The 18,356-nt window shown below is 38.5% G+C and carries 16 protein-coding genes and 1 riboswitch; of the genes, 6 read left to right on the forward strand and 10 right to left on the reverse strand.

Features of this window, described 5'->3' with window-relative positions; translation table 11 throughout:
- The first annotated feature begins 21 nt into the window (after positions 1–21).
- Together recQ and kdsA are read left to right on the forward strand one after the other, a co-directional pair.
- Positions 22–2,211 carry a DNA helicase RecQ gene (gene recQ, locus RYH73_RS22305; protein ID WP_335315703.1) on the forward strand — a complete coding sequence of 730 codons (2,190 nt, stop codon included), beginning with the start codon at positions 22–24 and terminating at the stop codon, positions 2,209–2,211.
- Between the two features lie 78 nt (positions 2,212–2,289).
- Positions 2,290–3,105: a 3-deoxy-8-phosphooctulonate synthase gene (gene kdsA, locus RYH73_RS22310; protein ID WP_335315704.1), complete on the forward strand. Its 816-nt coding sequence runs from the start codon at positions 2,290–2,292 to the stop codon at positions 3,103–3,105.
- On the opposite strand, the gene RYH73_RS22315 is transcribed toward kdsA, so the two are convergent.
- From RYH73_RS22315 to RYH73_RS22325, 3 genes are read right to left on the reverse strand one after another with little or no spacing between them, the layout of a single operon-like run.
- Positions 3,106–4,053: a transglutaminase family protein gene (locus RYH73_RS22315; protein ID WP_335315705.1), complete on the reverse strand. Its 948-nt coding sequence runs from the start codon at positions 4,051–4,053 to the stop codon at positions 3,106–3,108.
- 11 nt (positions 4,054–4,064) lie between these two features.
- Positions 4,065–5,000 carry an alpha-E domain-containing protein gene (locus tag RYH73_RS22320; RefSeq protein WP_335315706.1) on the reverse strand — a complete coding sequence of 312 codons (936 nt, stop codon included), beginning with the start codon at positions 4,998–5,000 and terminating at the stop codon, positions 4,065–4,067.
- Between the two features lie 20 nt (positions 5,001–5,020).
- Positions 5,021–6,466: a circularly permuted type 2 ATP-grasp protein gene (locus tag RYH73_RS22325; RefSeq protein ID WP_335315707.1), complete on the reverse strand. Its 1,446-nt coding sequence runs from the start codon at positions 6,464–6,466 to the stop codon at positions 5,021–5,023.
- Between the two features lie 471 nt (positions 6,467–6,937).
- Between RYH73_RS22325 and RYH73_RS22330 the strand changes: the two genes are divergently transcribed.
- On the forward strand, positions 6,938–7,186 hold the full coding sequence (locus RYH73_RS22330) for a hypothetical protein (RefSeq protein ID WP_335315708.1): 249 nt from the start codon (positions 6,938–6,940) through the stop codon (positions 7,184–7,186).
- Positions 7,187–7,528: 342 nt separating this feature from the next.
- Here the strand turns inward: RYH73_RS22330 and RYH73_RS22335 are convergent, their stop codons facing one another.
- The 4 genes from RYH73_RS22335 to RYH73_RS22350 form a co-directional block, all read right to left on the reverse strand.
- Positions 7,529–8,218: an SIR2 family NAD-dependent protein deacylase gene (locus RYH73_RS22335; protein WP_335315709.1), complete on the reverse strand. Its 690-nt coding sequence runs from the start codon at positions 8,216–8,218 to the stop codon at positions 7,529–7,531.
- 12 nt (positions 8,219–8,230) lie between these two features.
- Entirely contained in the window at positions 8,231–8,836 is a 606-nt protein-coding gene (locus RYH73_RS22340; protein ID WP_335315710.1) for a DUF6580 family putative transport protein, read from the reverse strand.
- Positions 8,837–8,922: 86 nt separating this feature from the next.
- The gene (locus RYH73_RS22345; RefSeq protein WP_335315711.1) at positions 8,923–10,371 is read right to left on the reverse strand and encodes an alpha-L-fucosidase; all 1,449 of its coding nucleotides are present in this window, start codon (positions 10,369–10,371) and stop codon (positions 8,923–8,925) included.
- 10 nt (positions 10,372–10,381) lie between these two features.
- Positions 10,382–12,214, reverse strand: coding sequence for an alpha-L-fucosidase (locus tag RYH73_RS22350; RefSeq protein ID WP_335315712.1), 1,833 nt, complete (start codon positions 12,212–12,214; stop codon positions 10,382–10,384).
- A gap of 123 nt (positions 12,215–12,337) precedes the next feature.
- Between RYH73_RS22350 and RYH73_RS22355 the strand changes: the two genes are divergently transcribed.
- The gene (locus RYH73_RS22355; RefSeq protein ID WP_335315713.1) at positions 12,338–13,456 is read left to right on the forward strand and encodes an AI-2E family transporter; all 1,119 of its coding nucleotides are present in this window, start codon (positions 12,338–12,340) and stop codon (positions 13,454–13,456) included.
- Between the two features lie 99 nt (positions 13,457–13,555).
- Positions 13,556–14,509 (forward strand): aldo/keto reductase, encoded by a 954-nt coding sequence (locus tag RYH73_RS22360; RefSeq protein WP_335315714.1) that lies wholly within the window; start codon positions 13,556–13,558, stop codon positions 14,507–14,509.
- 93 nt (positions 14,510–14,602) lie between these two features.
- Here the strand turns inward: RYH73_RS22360 and RYH73_RS22365 are convergent, their stop codons facing one another.
- From RYH73_RS22365 to mqnE, 3 genes are all read right to left on the reverse strand, one after another.
- Complete coding sequence (locus RYH73_RS22365; RefSeq protein ID WP_335315715.1) at positions 14,603–15,322, reverse strand: menaquinone biosynthetic enzyme MqnA/MqnD family protein; 720 nt, start codon at positions 15,320–15,322, stop codon at positions 14,603–14,605.
- Between the two features lie 18 nt (positions 15,323–15,340).
- Positions 15,341–15,970, reverse strand: coding sequence for a histidine phosphatase family protein (locus tag RYH73_RS22370; protein WP_335315716.1), 630 nt, complete (start codon positions 15,968–15,970; stop codon positions 15,341–15,343).
- Between the two features lie 101 nt (positions 15,971–16,071).
- Positions 16,072–17,268, reverse strand: coding sequence for an aminofutalosine synthase MqnE (gene mqnE / locus RYH73_RS22375; RefSeq protein ID WP_335315717.1), 1,197 nt, complete (start codon positions 17,266–17,268; stop codon positions 16,072–16,074).
- 247 nt (positions 17,269–17,515) lie between these two features.
- On the opposite strand from mqnE, the gene RYH73_RS22380 reads away from it, so the two are divergent.
- Positions 17,516–18,058, forward strand: coding sequence for a GNAT family N-acetyltransferase (locus tag RYH73_RS22380; protein WP_335315718.1), 543 nt, complete (start codon positions 17,516–17,518; stop codon positions 18,056–18,058).
- A gap of 167 nt (positions 18,059–18,225) precedes the next feature.
- A riboswitch (SAM riboswitch) is annotated at positions 18,226–18,334 on the forward strand.
- The last annotated feature ends 22 nt before the right edge of the window (positions 18,335–18,356 follow it).

Below are 18,356 nucleotides of genomic sequence, written 5' to 3' on the forward strand. Positions count from 1 at the left end.
CTTTAATTTTTCGGAAGGACAATGGAGATAGAAAAAACATTATTTGACAATTTGCAGAATTTTTTTGGTTTTGATACTTTCAAGGGAGATCAAGAAGCGATAATAACCAATATTCTGCAAAAAAAAGACACGTTTGTAATAATGCCGACCGGTGGCGGAAAATCAATATGTTATCAGCTACCGGCATTAATGAGTGAGGGAACCGCAGTTGTTATATCGCCCTTGATTGCACTGATGAAGAATCAGGTAGATCAATTAAGAGCATTCGGTGGTACAGATAGCATTGCTCATTTTCTAAATTCATCACTTAACAAAAGTGAAATTACAAGGGTGAAACAAGATGTACTTGACGGAAAAACAAAACTTCTTTATGTTGCACCTGAGTCTCTTGCAAAAACAGATAATATCGAGTTTCTGAAACTGATTACCGTTTCGTTTGTAGCGGTAGATGAGGCCCATTGTATTTCTGAATGGGGGCATGATTTTAGACCGGAGTACCGTAAAATAAGACAGGTTATCAACGGGATAGGAGAGGACATCCCTATCATTGCCCTGACGGCCACTGCTACGCCAAAGGTACAGTCCGACATACGGAAAAATCTACAAATGAATGATGCTACGTTGTTTAAGTCTTCATTCAATCGCCCCAATTTATATTATGAAGTACGCCCCAAAAGGAATGTGGTGAAGGAGATTGTAAAATTTATTAAAAATAATCCTGCTAAATCCGGTATCATCTATTGTTTGAGTCGTAAAAAAGTGGAAGAGATCGCTGAAGTATTGAATATTAACGGTATTTCTGCGCTTCCTTATCATGCCGGCCTGGATGCAAAGACACGAGCTGAAACCCAGGATAAATTTTTGATGGAAGATGTCGAAGTCATTGTAGCGACTATTGCTTTCGGTATGGGGATTGATAAGCCGGATGTGCGTTATGTTATCCATCATGATATTCCAAAAAGCATGGAGGGCTACTACCAGGAAACAGGACGAGCAGGACGTGACGGGGGAGAGGGTGTTTGTATTGCTTTTTATTCTGAAAAGGATATTGAAAAATTAACTAAATTCATGAAAGACAAACCGGTTTCAGAACGGGAAATCGGTACGCAAATATTGAAGGAAGTAATCGATTATTCCGAATCTTCGGTGTGTAGAAGAAAACAAATATTGCATTACTTTGGAGAAAACTTTAACGATGCAGGTTGTAATAATATGTGTGATAATTGCAATAGCCATCGTGCACTGTTTGATGCTGAAGAGTCTTTACATAAGGTTCTGTCCTTTATTAAGGAGCAGGGTGAAAAATTTGACGATTTTCATATCATTAACGTAATGATCGGTCAAAACAATCAACCGATTTCTTCTTATAAACATGATATACATCCTTTTTTTGGCTCCGGAAAGGAAGAAGGTGTGGTATATTGGAAATCTTTGTTGCGACAATCCGTATTGAATAATTATCTATATAAAGATATAGACAACTATGGATTGTTAAAGTTGACCAAAACCGGGCTTGACTTTATTGAAAATCCGTACGGTGTCAAGTTTTATTTGAATAATCCGATGGAAAAGGGCGATGATGACGGTGACGAAACACCGAATCAGGGCACAGGTGCACTGGATACGCAACTTCTACAGATGCTGAAAGACTTAAGGAAGAAGATCGCAAAAAGTAAAGGACTTCCCCCTTTTGTTATTTTTCAAGATCCATCGCTAGAAGAGATGTGTACGCATTATCCGATAACTATAGATGAGTTAAAACAGATTCATGGAGTAGGGGGGGGAAAGGCCATTAAATTTGGAAGCCAGTTTGTTTCGCTGATCAAAAATTATGTCGAGGAGAATGATATTGACCGTCCGGTAGATCTGGTTATTAAGGGAACGGCTAATAAATCAGCGTTGAAGGTTTCCATAATCCAGAATATTGACAGAAAGATCGGTTTGGATGATATTGCTTCCGCGAAAGGGCTGTCTTATGAAGATGTACTAAAGGAAGTGGAATCGATTGTCAATTCCGGCACAAAATTGAATTTAAACTATTTTATTGATGAAATGATTGATGGAGATCGCCAAGATGAGGTTTTCGATTACTTTCGCTCAGCTGAAGTGGATTCCATTGATATAGCGCTCAAGGATTTGGGGACCGAGGATTATACTTTTGAGGAAATTCAGTTAATGCGGATTAAATTTATGTCCGAATTGGGGAATTAGGCGATAGTTAAAAGTCGAGTGGTTGAATAGTTAAGTAGGTTGGTGTAAGTAGAACTTAAAAAACGTAGAACAAAAGAAATGACAATAAACACAATAGCTGGAATCAAGCATGCTGATTCCGGCAATTTTTTTCTAATGGCTGGTCCATGTGCCATCGAAGGGGAGGATATTGCTTTATCAATCGCTGAGAAAATTGTATCTATTACCGATAAATTAAAGATTCCCTATATTTTCAAAGGCTCTTATCGAAAGGCAAATCGTTCTCGATCTGATTCCTTCACAGGAATAGGCGATGAAAAAGCATTGAAAATCTTAAAAAAAGTACGAGATACTTTTGGCGTTCCGGTTGTTACGGACATTCATGAAACACATGAAGCTGCGCTGGCTGCGGAGTATGTAGATGTATTGCAAATTCCTGCATTTCTATGCAGACAAACAGAACTGCTAGTTGCTGCAGGAAAGACCGATAGAGTTGTTAATATTAAAAAAGGACAGTTCTTATCGGCCGATTCAATGCGTTTTGCTGTAGAAAAGGTTTTGGAGACGGGTAATAAACAAGTGATATTAACCGATAGAGGGAATACATTCGGCTATCAAGATCTGATTGTAGATTTCAGGGGAATTCCTACCATGCGCTCCTTTGACGTTCCCGTAGTCATGGATTGTACGCATTCATTGCAGCAGCCGAACCAAGTATCCGGCGTAACGGGAGGAAAACCCGCGTTAATTGCGACTATAGCGAAAGCAGCAATAGCGGTAGGCGCCGACGGTTTATTTATTGAAACTCATCCAGATCCAGCTAATGCCAAATCAGATGGTGCTAATATGCTGCATCTCGATTATCTGGAAGATTTATTGATAAAACTTACCCGAATCAGAGAGGCTATTCGATAGTTATTGTTGTTGCTGTTGATTTCCCATTAATGTGTTATCTATATAATCAGCCATAAATAAAGGATCACGCCTTTTTACTGCATTCGTTTGCTCGAATAGCTTTCCGTCCTCGTAGTGGATAGAAACGTGGACCGAAAGCGATTGATGGCAATTGCCACGGAAAGTACCTTTAACCGGTGAGCAATCCTTAAAATTTCTTCCAATTGCTAATTTAACATGATAGTTAGTTACCCATATATTATTGGTTGGGTCGATCCCCGCCCATCCAAATTGCGGTATATAAGCTTCAACCCAAGCATGCGTTGCACCTTCACCGCGAATCCCCGTTTTATTCGGACAGATATAACCGCTCACGTAACGTGATGGAATTTTTAAGGTTCTTAAGATCTGTAACATTACATGGGCAAAATCTTGACAAACCCCTGCCTTATGTTGTAATATCTCATCGACGGTTGTCTCTATGTCAGTAATACCTTGAACGTACTTGAAATGTTTAAAAATGTAACTGCTGCATCGCTCTATCGTTTCTGCTACACTTAAATCTTCTTCCTTTAACTTGCCGACTATTTCATCGATAAGTTGCTGATTTCGTATTTTTTCAGGCTTCATCAATTCGATAAGACTCAATTGATTGCCCGTTTCCTGATCAAGTTGGTGGAAATCGCTGTGAAAGTTTACCTGGATCAAATTTGAAGAAGTTGTGCGCACTGTTAATTGATTTTCAATAATAAGTTCCCGATGGGGATGTAAGATTGAAAAAGTAGCCACTTTATTTTTCCAGTAATCAGTGTAAATATGGAGGATCGGTGAGAAACTGATGTTGAGTTCCTGATTCAATAGTTCTTGTTCCTTACAAATAAATGGGAAGATCCGTATCTCGTTAATACTCTCAATAACAGGTTTCTCGTAAGTATATCTGGTGATATGGGAAATAGTGTAGATGGCCATGATACAAATAGTTAATAGGAGAAAAATAACAATTTGAGTTTGATATTGAAATCTTGAAGGTTTCGTCTAAGTGTTAGAAAAAAGGATTGAATATCCATCGATACGAGCGATGTCGGATCCAAAAAACGTATGTGACTGTGAATTCGCCCAAAGCTCCGCATAAGTTCGGGCACTTCAGGATTACTATTTTCCTTGATAAGTACGGTCAGCGATCGTTCGATTTGGTTTAAGCAATATAATACGGAGTGCGGAAAATCTGTATTAAAAAGAACCTGTTGAAGAATTTGCTGATTGTGTTTGGTACTCCGATAAGTCTTCAAGTATGCCTCATAGCCGGTAAGAGCTAATAAAAGGAAGCGCCAACTGGTAATATCGCGTTCTTTACAAAAATCGTAACCGTGAAGCTCACATTGTTTGTCGGTCAATATGATGGCTTCAATTCCTCGCTCAACAAACTTTCCAAGTTTCATTACATTCCAGCCAATTCCTCTTTGCATTGTTACGTCTGCGACACCGGCATACATCATGCTATGTTTTAAAAATAGATCGATAATTTCCAATGCGTCAGCACTCGCAAGTTTTAGCTTTACAAAAGGTCTATTGATTAGGTGATAAATTGAGTTCACTTCCTCCCAAACCTCTCTGGTAATATGATCTTGCACGCCACGAGCATTTTCGCGAGCTTTTTGGATGATGTTTTTTGCAGAGTTTTCATTGTTAGTATCTAATAACAAGTAATGAAGCGCTGCATAGGTATCATTTTCAAATAGCTGGGTTTTATCATCAGATAAATCGGTATACACCTGTAAAATAGGTTTCCAAGTACCACTGTTGACATTTTTGTCCAAAGAATAGATATAATGGGTTCTCGCTACACGGAGCATCTCTTCAACACGCTCCATATATCTACTTAACCAAAATAATGAATCTGCAATACGACTTAACATACGAGTTGTTTTATAGCTGATTAATCAATAATCCAAGTGTCTTTGCTGCCTCCGCCCTGCGATGAATTTACAACAAGTGACCCTTCTGTTAAGGCGACGCGCGTTAAGCCCCCGGGTACCAGTTTAATTCCTTGCGGCCCATACAGTGCATAAGGTCGGAGATCAACATGGCGGGGTTGAATCTTGCCGTTAATAAAACAGGGAACTGTACTTAGCTGGATTATCGGTTGCGCTACGTAGTTACGTGGATTTCGTTCGATTTCGTTTTTTGCCTTTAACCATTCCCGTTCGCTAATAGCGTTTCCCATGATCATGCCGTAACCACCGGATTGATTGGTGTTTTTTATGACAAGGTTGTCTATATTGGAAATGGCATATTTAAGTGCTTCCGGATCACTCAGCTGGTAAGTAGGGATGTTGTTTAATATGGGTTCCTCATTCAAGTAGTACTTAATCATTTCAGGAACATAAGCATATACTGCTTTGTCGTCTGCAACACCGTTTCCTACTGCATTGACAATAGCCACATTCCCCTTCCGGTAAGTGCTCAATAAGCCTGGAACCCCCAATAGACTATCTTGTTTAAACACCAGTGGGTCTAAAAACTCATCGTCTACTCGTCTATAAATCACATTTACTTGCTTAAGGCCTTTAGTTGTTTTTGTATATACTTTATGATTGTCAACCACCAGATCTCTTCCCTCCACTAGATCAACTCCCATTTGTTTGGCTAAAAAAGTGTGCTCATAATAGGCCGAATTGAATATTCCAGGGGTTAATATAACAATATAAGGATCAGATACCTGAGAAGATACTAAATCTAGTAAAACTTCATGTAAAAGTGTAGGGTAGTGGGTTACGCTCCGGACATTGGAAGTGGATAGTATATCGGGGAAAATTCGTTTGGTAACTTCACGGTTTTCCAGCATATAGCTCACGCCGGAGGGTGTTCGGAGATTGTCTTCCAAGACATAAAATTTGCCGTCGCTTCCTCTTATTAAATCGATCCCTGAAATGTGAACATAAATATCATAGGGAACTGAAATGCCATAAGCTTCTCGCGTATAATGGGGGCAACTGGCAATCAATTCCTGAGGGACAATACCATCATCTAATATCTGTTGCTCATGATAGATATCCTTTAAAAATAGATTTAGCGCTTTTAAACGCTGCACAATTCCTTTCTCTATTTCGTCCCATTCATTACCGGTAATAATTCTGGGGATGATATCGAAAGGAAAGATACGCTCAATTCCTTCATTATTATTGTAAACAGTAAAGGTTATTCCTTGGTTTAAAAATAATTCGCCAGCTAGTCGATGCCGACTACTCATACTATCTACATCTAGATTTTTAAGCATGGAGAAGACATGACTATATTGATGTCTGATTTTTTTCGAGTCATACATCTCATCCCATGTATTTTCATGATGTATATAGTCATTCAGAAAGTGATCGCTGGCCATTTTGTTTATTTTTCGATAATTTTAATAAAAAAATATCATTTTTGCAACAAAAAATATATAATGTTATGATTATTATTCATTATTAGTTACATTTTTATTGTATACATATTATATTTGTTGATTTTTTTCAATATATTTTATAGAATATCTTGTTTTTTTTCTTTATATACTTTTTTTTACTTCTTATATAGCTAATTTTTGTAATAAATTTTATTTTATATAAATTTTGGTGATATTTTTTTTGTTATCTCTTTATTTTTTTTGATTTCTATATTTAGAGTAAACAAATTGATTGCTTTGTTACGAAGATTGTATGATTCTTGAATGAAGAATACGTTCGCTCATAACAATCTATATTGCTTATAATTTATATTATGTTAAATAGAATTTTCTGTTCCCTATTACATACTGATAATGTAGGCGGTATTTTGTAGTTTTGTAAGTCTTTTAACTAAACTTATATGGATTCTTATGAGAGCCCTTGCAGAACTTCCACACAAAGAATGTAAAATCAGTATTTTCTCAATGAACCAAAAGTTCATTATCAAATTTGAACAAGGATCTTTGGAACAGAGTTACAAGATCGCTGAGCTTGATATTACCGATGGTATCAATGGTGTTTTTCAGCTATTGGATGAAGAATTCATACAAGCTATTGTTGCCCGATTTGCAACCATGCGTGCTGATTTTAAAAAGGCCTATGAGCGCCATGAATACTAAGTTGTAAGCACGCGGTGCTTCATGATTTATACCCAGTACTCCGGTGCTGGTTGATGCCTCGCAACTTTGTTGTGCACTCCTATCCTTCTTAATTTTTTATTCCTATACCCTTATTTAATAGGTTTATTTATAGATACTTATGGCATAAAAATCGTTGAGACAGAATTTTATTTGGCTCTAACGGTTGGTTTTTTAAAATTTTCAACCCAGATAAAACCCAATAGTTTATATAATAAATAATAAATAGTTTATTTATAGCTAGTTATGGTTTAAAACAAAATAATATTTTGAATGCTTTAAGGCCAAATAGTTGAGAAATATCATTGCTGATACCGTATTAAACTACTTAACCTTTAGTAGTTGATCTACAACTTTGGGAACGCCTGTACTGGCTCTTTCGGCAAGATTTTGAATACCGGAACCTTTCTGGCTTAGCTCGTCTGCAGCGGGGTCAATCAGAATCTTTTGGGCGTGATAAGGAGCGAAATTTACTAAACCGGCTGCAGGATATACTTGAAGTGAAGTTCCTATAATCAGTAGGATATCCGCTTTCCGGCATTCATCAATTGCTTTTTGCATTAATGGGACGGGTTCTCCAAACCACACAACGTGTGGACGAAGTTGCGAATTCTTTGCGCAGACTGCGCCCATTTTTATTTCTGCCCCTTCGATATCGTATATTAAAGATGGGTCGAGTGAAGATTGTGCTTTTGTGATCAGTCCATGAAGATGGATAACCTTTGTTGATCCCGCTCGTTCGTGTAGGTCATCAATGTTCTGTGTTACAATGGTGACTTGAAATTTATTTTCTAATTTAACAAGCGCTTTATGAGCCGCATTTGGTTGTGCCTCCAATACGGCTTTTCTTCTGATATTATAAAAATGCTGTACTAATTCAGGATTTTTTTGCCACCCCTCCGGGGTAGCTACATCTTCCACGTTATATCCCTCCCATAAACCGTCGTCACCACGAAAGGTTTTTAATCCACTTTCTGCCGAGATGCCTGCTCCTGTGAATACGACAGCTTTCATACACGGATGTACTTACTGGTAGTTTTGATTGCTAACCTGCCATTCACTTGGTGTCGCAAGAAAAGGAAAATACTTCTTTGCCCATTCAAATCCACCATAAAGAATGAAACCATAAGCTAGATTTCCCAACAATAGATTTTTCTCGAATGGAATAGCCATCAGATAGCATTCGATAAAACCCTGCGCATCCATGGGATAAAGTTGGCCACTTATCCAAACACCGAAATTAGTAATGGTCCAATGAATCAATACCGAAACGATAGCAGCTATAAAAACGTTTAATATAGTTACTTTTTTGATCAGACTTCCAGCGAGCACCATGAGCGCGAAAGCAATATAAACATAAACGATCCCTTCATAAAATAAGGTAATCTTACCATAGTAACCATAATTTACAATGATGTCAGAGACAAAAAGTGTTAACAAAGGTGTAAAATAGGCTGTCCATCGGTTGAGGAAATAAGTTCCGGCAAAAAGTGCAATAGCTCCAACCGGAGTGAAATTAGCCCAGTCGCCAAATTTACCTACGTTAAGGACCCGTAAAAGCGCGACACTAACAATTATTAAAATGAGAATGATGTTACGTGTATCAACCCTGCCTGTTTCGCTTTTGTTCATATTGAAGTGCTTTGATCTACAAACTTAACTAAAATGCTCTTTATTTACGAATTTACTTATACGTTGTCCGTTTGCGATGCGCTTCTTTACAAATAAACATATTCTATTTTAATCATGCTTGCATAGTTGTCGGGTGACAGGTCTCGTCCTTTTTCGGGGATTTCAATGTGAATGTTTTTGTCAATGGTTTTCCAGCGAAGCTTTAAGCTGGAACCTACCAAACTGACATTTTGTAATTTCGCCCCTTCCTTTAGCGGTAATTCCAAAGAGGATGGCAGTCTTTTTTTGCCGTCTTCGTGCAGTATAAAAGCATACACCGTATTTTCTTCCTTATTTTGCGTAAAAAAAACGTCACCTATCGAGTAAGGTGCGATACGATGAGAAGCATAAATACCTTCGCCATTTTTATCTATCCATTTTCCGATTTCCTTTAAACGCTGGTAAGCTATCGGATCCCAATCCCCCCTCGGTCCGGGAGCAATGTTAAGAAGGTAGTTTCCTCCCCTTGATACAATTTTTATGAGGTTATGTACGATTGCTCTCGCAGGTTTATACCGGTCGTTCGGAACATAGCTGAATGAATTTCCCATCGTCATGCAGGACTCCCAGGGAATATCCAGTGGTTTGTCGGGAATGGATTGCTCGGGGGTAACATAATTTTCATATTCTCCCGGAACCGTTCTGTCCACAATGATAATACCCGGTTGTTTTTTACGTGCCATATTCGCTATTTTGGGCATATCTATATCCTGTTCAGTTTTAATACCCCTTTGCCATTCGACAGTGGTATCTACGGTGGCCAATGGTCGTACCCACCCCCCGTCCAGCCATAAGATATCGATTTTACCATAATCGGTCATTAATTCGCTGATCTGATTATAGGTAAAATCCTTAAATTGTTGCCAGCGCTCGGGATATTTTTTTGGGTCATAGTTAACATTCCGATCCTTTGGCGGAAAATAAGGCCACCAGTAATAAGGTGTATGCCAATCAGGTTTGGAGAAATAGGCTCCTATTTTAAACTGATCCTGACGGAAAGCATTAAAAATCTCTTTGGCAACATTGGCTCGCGGATTGCGGGAAAAAGGTGATTTGGTGTCCGTAATCTTGTAGTCGCTTTGTTTTGTGTCGAACATTGCAAAACCATCGTGATGCTTCGTCGTGAATACAACGTATTTCATCCCGGCCGCTTTCGCAGCTTGTGACCATTTTTCAGGGTTGAAATCCACTGGATTAAATTGCTTTTGTAGATCTTCGTAGGCTTTTACATATTCATAGTATTTATTGGCATATGGACCACGACGTTGTGTCCAGCCTTCGTCTTCCGGGCAAAGGCTCCAACTTTCTACAATTCCCCATTGACTATAAGTGCCCCAATGCATAAATAGACCAAATTTGAGGTCCTCCCATTCGGCTAGATTTTTTATCACCAATGGATCTGTCGGTTTCACATAATTGGCCGATGTGTTATGTTCCTGAGCAATGGCCTGTACTCCGAGGCATAATCCCAGTAGGGCTGCTAAAAAATTCTTCATTTTTATGATGTTATAAATTACTTTCAATAGCTCCGACATTTTCTCTGTAAAGATCCAATGGTCCATCCAACAATAAGGCTATAACCGTCATTTGTGTATCCAAGCGATCCTCCGGTACAGGAATATAAGTTATCCCCGGTATTTTGCTCCAATACAACTTGTTATAAATCTGCGGTGTTAGTAAAGTTCCTTCACCGACAATCCGCGCGCGTTGTATTGTGTTTTTAAGCCCTTTAATAGCGATAGGGCCTGTCGGTTTACCTTCGATAAACAAAAACAAAGTTTGTTTATCTTCAGATAAGGTACTGAGCCCGGTGTAATGACCATCAGGCAGTCCGGTTTTGCTATGATATAAAGCCTCGGCATGCTTTTTTATCCATTTCTGCAGAGAAGGATTTTTATCTAAACTATAACTGTATTTGTCTATTGATAAATTGCTATTATCTAACAAATTATTTCCTTTATTAATATTCTTTATAATAGATTGGATTTGTTGGTTTAAATCCACTGAAATATGCTGTAAGTCTTTAGGAATCATTTGATCGAAGTGGAGGGGATTTAGCGCCAATGCTTCTGCTAGTTGGACAGCAACAACGGTAGCGTCTTTGTCTTCTGCTGCTCCAAGGATATCGATCGCTACTTGTTGATCAGATTGCTTAAACGGGATATTTCCTTGATAGCCCAAGATTCGTATCTGTTTTATTTTCGACTTTAAGTAATTTATATATATAGTTTTATTGTCTTTTTTGTCAAGAAATAAGTAAATAGTTTTGTTGTCTTTTGATAAGGCAGACTTTCCACTAAAATAGCCATCGGGTAAGCCAGCTCGAGTTCCATAAATGGCTTCCTGATTTTTCTGTGTCCATCGTCCAAGATCTTTCAGAATCGCTATCTGTTCCGCCGGAATACTACCATCTGCTCTCGGACCAATATCTAGCAACAGATTTCCACCCATACTAATGCAATCAATCAAGGTCCTGATAATCATATTTGACGACTTGTAATGTCTGTCATAGGGTTGATAACCCCAAGAATCATTCATGGTATAGCATAATTCCCAGTAAGGATTGGATGGTTTGAGGACGGGTACGCCTTGCTCCGGGGTATCATAATCCCCATGGCCGGTGAGTCGCGCATTTACGATAATATTTGGATTGTACTTTCGCAGACCCGCCAATATCTTATCGGCTTGCCACTCACCCGCATTATGCTCCCAATCTCCATCAAACCAAAGAAGATCTGGATGAAAGTGATCGGAAAGTTCATTCAGCTGGCCCATCATGTAATTTTGGTATTGTTGCCATCGTTTGGGATCTTCTTTTAGATTATACCGTTTTCTGACTCGTGTGAATACATCGTAATCCTCATTACTCCAGTCGGGCAAGGAAAAATAGATGCCGGTTTTGATTCCCCTACTCTTCAACGCGCTGACAAGAGGACTGAGTACGTCGCGCTGAGCGGCACTATGTTTTTTGATCGTGATTGCCTTTTCCATACGGCTATCCCATAAAGCAACGCCGTCATGATGTTTGGAAGTGATTACAGCATATTTAGCTCCGCTTTCCGAGATGAGATCAACCCATTCCTCCGGGTGATATGCTGACGCGGTAAAACCTGCCAATTGCTTCATATATGCGTCATGATTTAGATAATTATTAAAAAAGGACCACGATTCAGAAATACCATTTACCGAATAAATTCCCCAGTGTATGAATATACCCAATTTGGCGTCCTGAAACCACTCCAGTTTTTTTCGATTATCTATTTGCGGATCTACCTGCGCATAGGTAGAAAGGAAAATAAAACTAGCTAAAAGGTTGCTGACTATATGTTTTATTGGCATAAGTTATGGTTAGATTTTAATTTTTTTGATAAAGATAATCTATTTATCATTTTAGGCAAAGAAATTGCATAGCAGATTTAAAAATACATTAACTTTATTTTTATTTACCCTAATGTGTACTTTATGAAAACAGTTATACTCCCTTTTTATGTTAAGCTTGCTTGTGTCTTATTAAGTATTCTACTATTGGGTTATCTGGCAATTTTGGGGCATACCATTTTGGCGCCCCTAATTTTTGGTTTTTTATGCTCGGTATTACTGTTGCCCTTAGCGAATTTTCTTGAACGTAGATTAAAAATGCCGCGATCTGTGTCCTCCTTATTGTCGTCAATTGCCTTAGTAATACTCATAGGAGCTGTTTTCACCCTACTGGGAACCCAACTTTCTTCTTTAGCAAGCGATTGGCCCGCCTTTAAACAACAGTTATTGAAATCAGCGGCTGATCTACAGTTATGGGTTTCCGATACGTTCCATGTGAACAATAAGGCGCAGATTGACTATATCAATGAAGCGGCCTCCAAGTCTCTAAGTACGGGGACAACCTTATTGAGCAAAACGTTAATGTCCTTATCCTCTCTTTTTCTGCTTCTTCTATTTTCTTTTCTTTATACTTTTTTTATTCTCTTTCATAGGAGGTTGATTCTTCGGTTTTTAGTTACCTCATTTAAAGAAAAACATAGTAGTGTTGTCTATGAAATTGTTTACCAGATTCAGTATATTATAAAACGTTATGTGGTGGGACTTTTCTTGCAAATGTTGATCGTAACGATTATGGCTTGTCTGGCATTCTACTTTATAGGTGTAAAATACAGCTTCTTGCTCGGATTGATCACCGGTATTTTCAATATTATTCCTTATATCGGGATTTTTACCGCGCTGCTCATTACAGTTCTAATCACCTTCGCCACATCGACGGCAACCAATGTTCTGTTTGTTGTGGTCGCCTTAGTGATTATCCATGCGATAGATGGAAATTACATAATGCCAAAAATTGTTGGTTCGAAAGTTCAGATAAACACATTGATTGCCCTTATCGGATTGGTTCTCGGTGAGATGCTGTGGGGGATTACCGGAATGTTTTTATCGATTCCTATTATTGCCATTATGAAGGTTGTTTTCGATCGAATACCAGAGCTTAAACCTTGGGGTATGCTGTTGGGAGACGAAAGCAGTGAAGAAGGAAGTTATATGAAAATTCCGAAACGGACACGAAGAAAAAAAACAGATGAGTTGCTGAATTGAGTAAATGCGATGTCATATTCTGTATAGTACGAACTTACGCTAAAACTTTATTTAATTACTTACCGTTTATACTTTTGATAACAAATTAAAGGTACGTAAATGGCACATAAAAGAAAATTAGGTTTAACAACATTAATGGTTTCACCCATTGCCTTTGGAGGTAACGTTTTTGGATGGACACTGGATGAAGTTGCTTCTTTCCAATTATTGGATGCATTAGTTGATGGCAGTTACAATTTTATTGATACGGCCGATGTCTATTCCAAATGGGCTCCGGGAAATAAGGGAGGTGAATCAGAGACCATTATCGGTAATTGGTTGTCAAAACGGGGAAAACGAGACGACGTAGTTATTGCAACAAAATTAGGAGCTGAGATGAGCCCGGAAAAAAAAGGACTAAAAGCTGCCTATATAAAAAACGCAGTCGAAGCTTCTCTGCAAAGACTAAAAACTGATTACATTGATCTTTACCAGACCCATTATGACGACGAGTCGACCCCCATTGAAGAGACGATGCTTGCATTAAATAACCTCATCAAAGAGGGAAAGGTGCGTTATATCGGTGCTTCTAATTTTAAGACTGAACGGATTGCGGCATCGAACGAATTTGCTAGAAAAAACAATCTGCAACCTTACGTTAGTATTCAGCCACTTTATAACTTATATGATCGACAAAAATTTGAAACGGAATACCTTCCTTTAGTACAAGATGAAAATTTGGCCGTGCTGAATTATTATGCTTTAGCCAGTGGTTTTCTTACCGGTAAATATAAAACGGAAGCGGATCTTAAGAAAAGCCCACGGGGTGAAACGGTAAAACAATACTTAAACGAACGGGGTGAACGAATCTTAGTAGCGCTCGAAGAGATTGCGGCCAACAAAGGGGCCACTAAAGCACAAATAGCCATTGCCTGGTTGCTTCACAAACCTTTTATTACAGCACCGATTGCCAGTGCGACCAATGAAAAACAGCTACGTGATTTAATAACATCAGCAGAAATAACACTGAGTTCAGAGGAAATAAAAATTCTGGATAACGCGAGTAGCTATTAGGGAGTAGTTAGTAGGGAAATCGTTGAGTGGGTAAGTAGTTTTCTTCCTGCTCCTCATTCTCGCTTTCCCTACTAACTGGTTTCTTGTTCCCTTTTAAAGTACTTGAATATACTGATGAAACAATCGAATGGCCTCTCTTTTTTTATCGGTCAGTGAAAAATCGATCGAATGATTGAGGTAATGTGCAATATCGAAATCGTCCCTCTTAGGTAAATTTTCGATAACCTCGTTCCGGTTATCCAATCCGAATTTCATGGAGCTGTTAAATAATTCGATAAAAGTTTTAGGTAAGGACTTATTGGCAGCCCATACTGCGAAAGCAAAAGGTAAACCCGTAAAGTTCATCCATTCTGCCCCCATATCATAAACAAAAGGAAAGCTTTCCTTTTTTCCAAAAGTCCGATCACCTATTTCCACAAAAGCATCGGCATCTTGTTCTTCGGTGAGTTCAACCGATTGCTTCCAATAATTTTTGAGCAATACGCGCGCGAGATTATTAGAAGTGCGTGATTGTTTGTCGAGTCGGAGCGTTTTTATTTCGTGAACCGGTTTATTGCTAAAAATAAACACCGAATTCACTGCTCCGGTAGCGCCTATGCAATAGTCGGATATGATATCATATCCCGGTATTTGTAATAACGCGGCTACGGGTACTAAACCAAGGTCGACATGGTTATCAATTAATTTCTGTGCGCATGTACTCGGTATATCTAAGCTTAATTCAATTTCATTAATCAGTGACGTGTTTTTTATACCATAGATAAAAGGGGTCGTATTCGTATAAGATACGGCTGATACTTTAATTTTATTCATGTGTGTGTTCAATAAATATTATTCGGCGTCTTGAAGTTGGGCTAAGTGATTGATGTTGTAATGGTCTTCAATAGTAAATATTTCATTGTCATAGGAAACTAAATACAACGCCGTGTTCATATGGGGAAAGTCGTCCATTTGAGATAAAGGCTTATTGATCAGCAAGCAAAGTAGAATACGCATTGCCCGGCCATGCATACAGATGAGAACTTTTTGTTCATTTACTTGCGAGATTATATGATCCATCGCCTGTTTCTGTCTTGCCTGTACTTGATTAGGGCTTTCACCGCCTTCTACACTAACATCGAGTTTACCCTCGCTCCACTGTTGTGTAATGGAATTGAAGCCGGTGATGATATTAGTTGATTGTTCCTTACCTTCATAAATTCCCCAGCTTATTTCATCTAAACCTTCGAGTTGTTCCCAAGAGATACCTTCTTCGATAAAGGGAGCAACAGTTTGGTGCGTTCTGATAAGACTTGAAGTATAGATTTTGTCAAAATCTACACCTTTGTAAGCTTCATAAAAAGCTTGTGCCTGTTGATTCCCCAAGTCATTTAGAGGCGTATTAACACCCCTACCTTGTACTATTCCTTGTTTGTTTAAGTCGGTTTCTCCGTGTCTAATAATGTAGAATAATTTTTTCATTCAAATGATTTGTTCTTTATCGGTAATGAAGCTTGCATAAATTATTCATTTCCTTCTGTATTTGGCAATTTATGCAGGTTTCATTCTTGCTTATAGCAACACTAATTTAATACCGGTAAACTGTAATAGCTCTTTTTGGGATTGCTTTCGTCGAACTTGTAATCCTGGTAATCGGTGACTATATTGTATAATGTATCCCGCTCAATAGGATGCCTTCCCACCTGTTTAATGAGTTCCACGAGTTGCTGTGTACTCATTGCCGGATTTTTTTCTTCAGCTCCAGCCATGGAATAGATTTTAGTGGTGTCATCTAATGTGCCATCTATATCATCCACGCCAAAGCTCAATGACAATTGCGCTGTATCCCTACTGATCATGGCCCAATAGGCTTTTATATGTTGAAAATTATCGAGGTAGATGCGTGCTATTGCGTAGTTTCTCAGATCTTCAATAACTGACGATTCGGGAATGTGGGACATTTGATTGTCTTTATTTCTAAATTTGAGCGGAATGAAGGTTTGAAACCCTCCGGTTTTATCCTGTAATTGACGTAAACGCTCCATGTGATCAACCCGATGGTGGAAAGCTTCAATATGACCGTAAAGCATGGTAGCATTCGAATGCATTCCCAATTTATGCCATTCCTCGTGAATAGCTAACCACTGCTCCGCATTGCATTTATCTTTGGCGATCTGATCACGTATTTCAGGATGAAAAATTTCAGCCCCCCCTCCCGGCATGGATTCCAGTCCAGCTTCCTTCATCATGCGCATACCGGTCGCATAATCCACCTTTGCCTTCTTAAAAATATAATGATATTCAACAGGCGTTAAAGCCTTCACATGAAGTTGCGGACGGTGTTTTTTGATGGCTGAAAATAAATCCATATAGAACTGCATATTATATTGCGGAAGTACTCCGCCTACAATATGTACTTCTGTTATGGGTTCGCCGTCGTATTTTTTGATCGTAGCCAGCATGTCTTCCATGCTTGCTTCCCATCCTTCCGAACGTTCTTTGATTAGTCTTGAATAGGAACAAAATTTACAGTCATATACGCAAAGATTGGTGGGTTCTATGTGGAAATTCCGATTAAAATAGGTGTAATTGCCATTCTTTTTTTCTCGGATGTAATTGGCCAATACGCCGAGGAATCCTAAATCGCCTTTCTCATAAAGGCTGACACCTTCTTCGAAGCTTATACGTTTATTGTCAAGAACCTTTAATGCTATTTCTCTTAATTCTACATCCAAATGGGGGTCATCGATGACTAGCTGTAACCTGTTATCTGCTTCCATACACGAATATCTTATCGACAAACTTAGATAAAGTTGCTTGGATATGCAAGCATGTAACCGTCTCGTTAACGTAAGATTTTAAGGGTATAGGGTAATAAGGTTTGTGTGTCAGCTACAGGCGCATCTTAAGATTTAAGACTTACTCCAAACAATTTTAGAACATACTTGTTTGTTTTATTGGAAAGATTGAGGTACATTTAAATCAACAAATAACAATCTCCGTTTTTTTGTTTTAATTTCTTAAGTTATGGATACACTAAAGGTAGAGCCTATTGTTTTGCGTAAATTGACAATAGAAGACGCGGAAATTTTCGACAATATCTATACCAGACCCGATCTGTTTTGGAAAATCAATATCAATGACGAAATTGGTAATGAAACAGCTGAAGAATTCACGAAAAGGATGCTTTGGCTGTGTAAGTACATTTACACGATCCGATTGAGAAATGAACCGGAGAAAGTGATTGGCTGCTGTGTTCTGTATAACTGGAACAAGAAGAAAAAAGATATCTTTTTCGGCGGGTCGTTATTACCGGAGTACTGGGGGAAAGGAATTATGCCAACCGCTTTCAACCAAATGGTTGAAATGGCTAAATATTGTTTAGGCGCTTCTTTTATAAAGATATGTATCAATGAAGATAATCAACCAGCCACTCGAATGGTAGAGAAATTAGGTTTCTTCAATGCCTTAAAGGAGGCAGATTTCGTGACTTATACCCGCCCGATTGATATACCCGCCTCCACGGCTAAATTGATACATAAAGATAAGGGATTCCAACAGGCTATTTAACCTGAGCTATGGGTGTGTAGCGGCAGCGAGCTGAAAGAGTGGCGGTAGCACCTATCGGCAAGCAGGCTTTTGAATTTTTACTTTTTACTTTTGAATTTTAAAATAAAACGTATATTTGCGCCATACATTAATAATGTATTGATCAATTCCTCTTTAAAAAGAGTCTTGATTTATAAAGAAGTGGCGAGAGACCGGCTCTAAGACCCACTGGCAACCATCCGAAACGTTCGGAAAAGGTGCCAAATCCTGTCCCAGATAAATGGGAGCATATAAATGAATAAGACATGAAATCACATTC

This window comes from Olivibacter sp. CPCC 100613 (assembly GCF_036959255.1).
Lineage (GTDB): Bacteria > Bacteroidota > Bacteroidia > Sphingobacteriales > Sphingobacteriaceae > Olivibacter.

Coding starts and splice junctions, on each gene's coding strand:
- recQ (WP_335315703.1), top strand. CDS start 22: ATGGAGATAGAAAAAACATTATTTGACAATTTGCAGAATTTTTTTGGT.
- kdsA (WP_335315704.1), top strand. CDS start 2,290: ATGACAATAAACACAATAGCTGGAATCAAGCATGCTGATTCCGGCAAT.
- RYH73_RS22315 (WP_335315705.1), bottom strand. CDS start 4,053: ATGGCCATCTACACTATTTCCCATATCACCAGATATACTTACGAGAAA.
- RYH73_RS22320 (WP_335315706.1), bottom strand. CDS start 5,000: ATGTTAAGTCGTATTGCAGATTCATTATTTTGGTTAAGTAGATATATG.
- RYH73_RS22325 (WP_335315707.1), bottom strand. CDS start 6,466: ATGGCCAGCGATCACTTTCTGAATGACTATATACATCATGAAAATACA.
- RYH73_RS22330 (WP_335315708.1), top strand. CDS start 6,938: ATGAGAGCCCTTGCAGAACTTCCACACAAAGAATGTAAAATCAGTATT.
- RYH73_RS22335 (WP_335315709.1), bottom strand. CDS start 8,218: ATGAAAGCTGTCGTATTCACAGGAGCAGGCATCTCGGCAGAAAGTGGA.
- RYH73_RS22340 (WP_335315710.1), bottom strand. CDS start 8,836: ATGAACAAAAGCGAAACAGGCAGGGTTGATACACGTAACATCATTCTC.
- RYH73_RS22345 (WP_335315711.1), bottom strand. CDS start 10,371: ATGAAGAATTTTTTAGCAGCCCTACTGGGATTATGCCTCGGAGTACAG.
- RYH73_RS22350 (WP_335315712.1), bottom strand. CDS start 12,214: ATGCCAATAAAACATATAGTCAGCAACCTTTTAGCTAGTTTTATTTTC.
- RYH73_RS22355 (WP_335315713.1), top strand. CDS start 12,338: ATGAAAACAGTTATACTCCCTTTTTATGTTAAGCTTGCTTGTGTCTTA.
- RYH73_RS22360 (WP_335315714.1), top strand. CDS start 13,556: ATGGCACATAAAAGAAAATTAGGTTTAACAACATTAATGGTTTCACCC.
- RYH73_RS22365 (WP_335315715.1), bottom strand. CDS start 15,322: ATGAATAAAATTAAAGTATCAGCCGTATCTTATACGAATACGACCCCT.
- RYH73_RS22370 (WP_335315716.1), bottom strand. CDS start 15,970: ATGAAAAAATTATTCTACATTATTAGACACGGAGAAACCGACTTAAAC.
- mqnE (WP_335315717.1), bottom strand. CDS start 17,268: ATGGAAGCAGATAACAGGTTACAGCTAGTCATCGATGACCCCCATTTG.
- RYH73_RS22380 (WP_335315718.1), top strand. CDS start 17,516: ATGGATACACTAAAGGTAGAGCCTATTGTTTTGCGTAAATTGACAATA.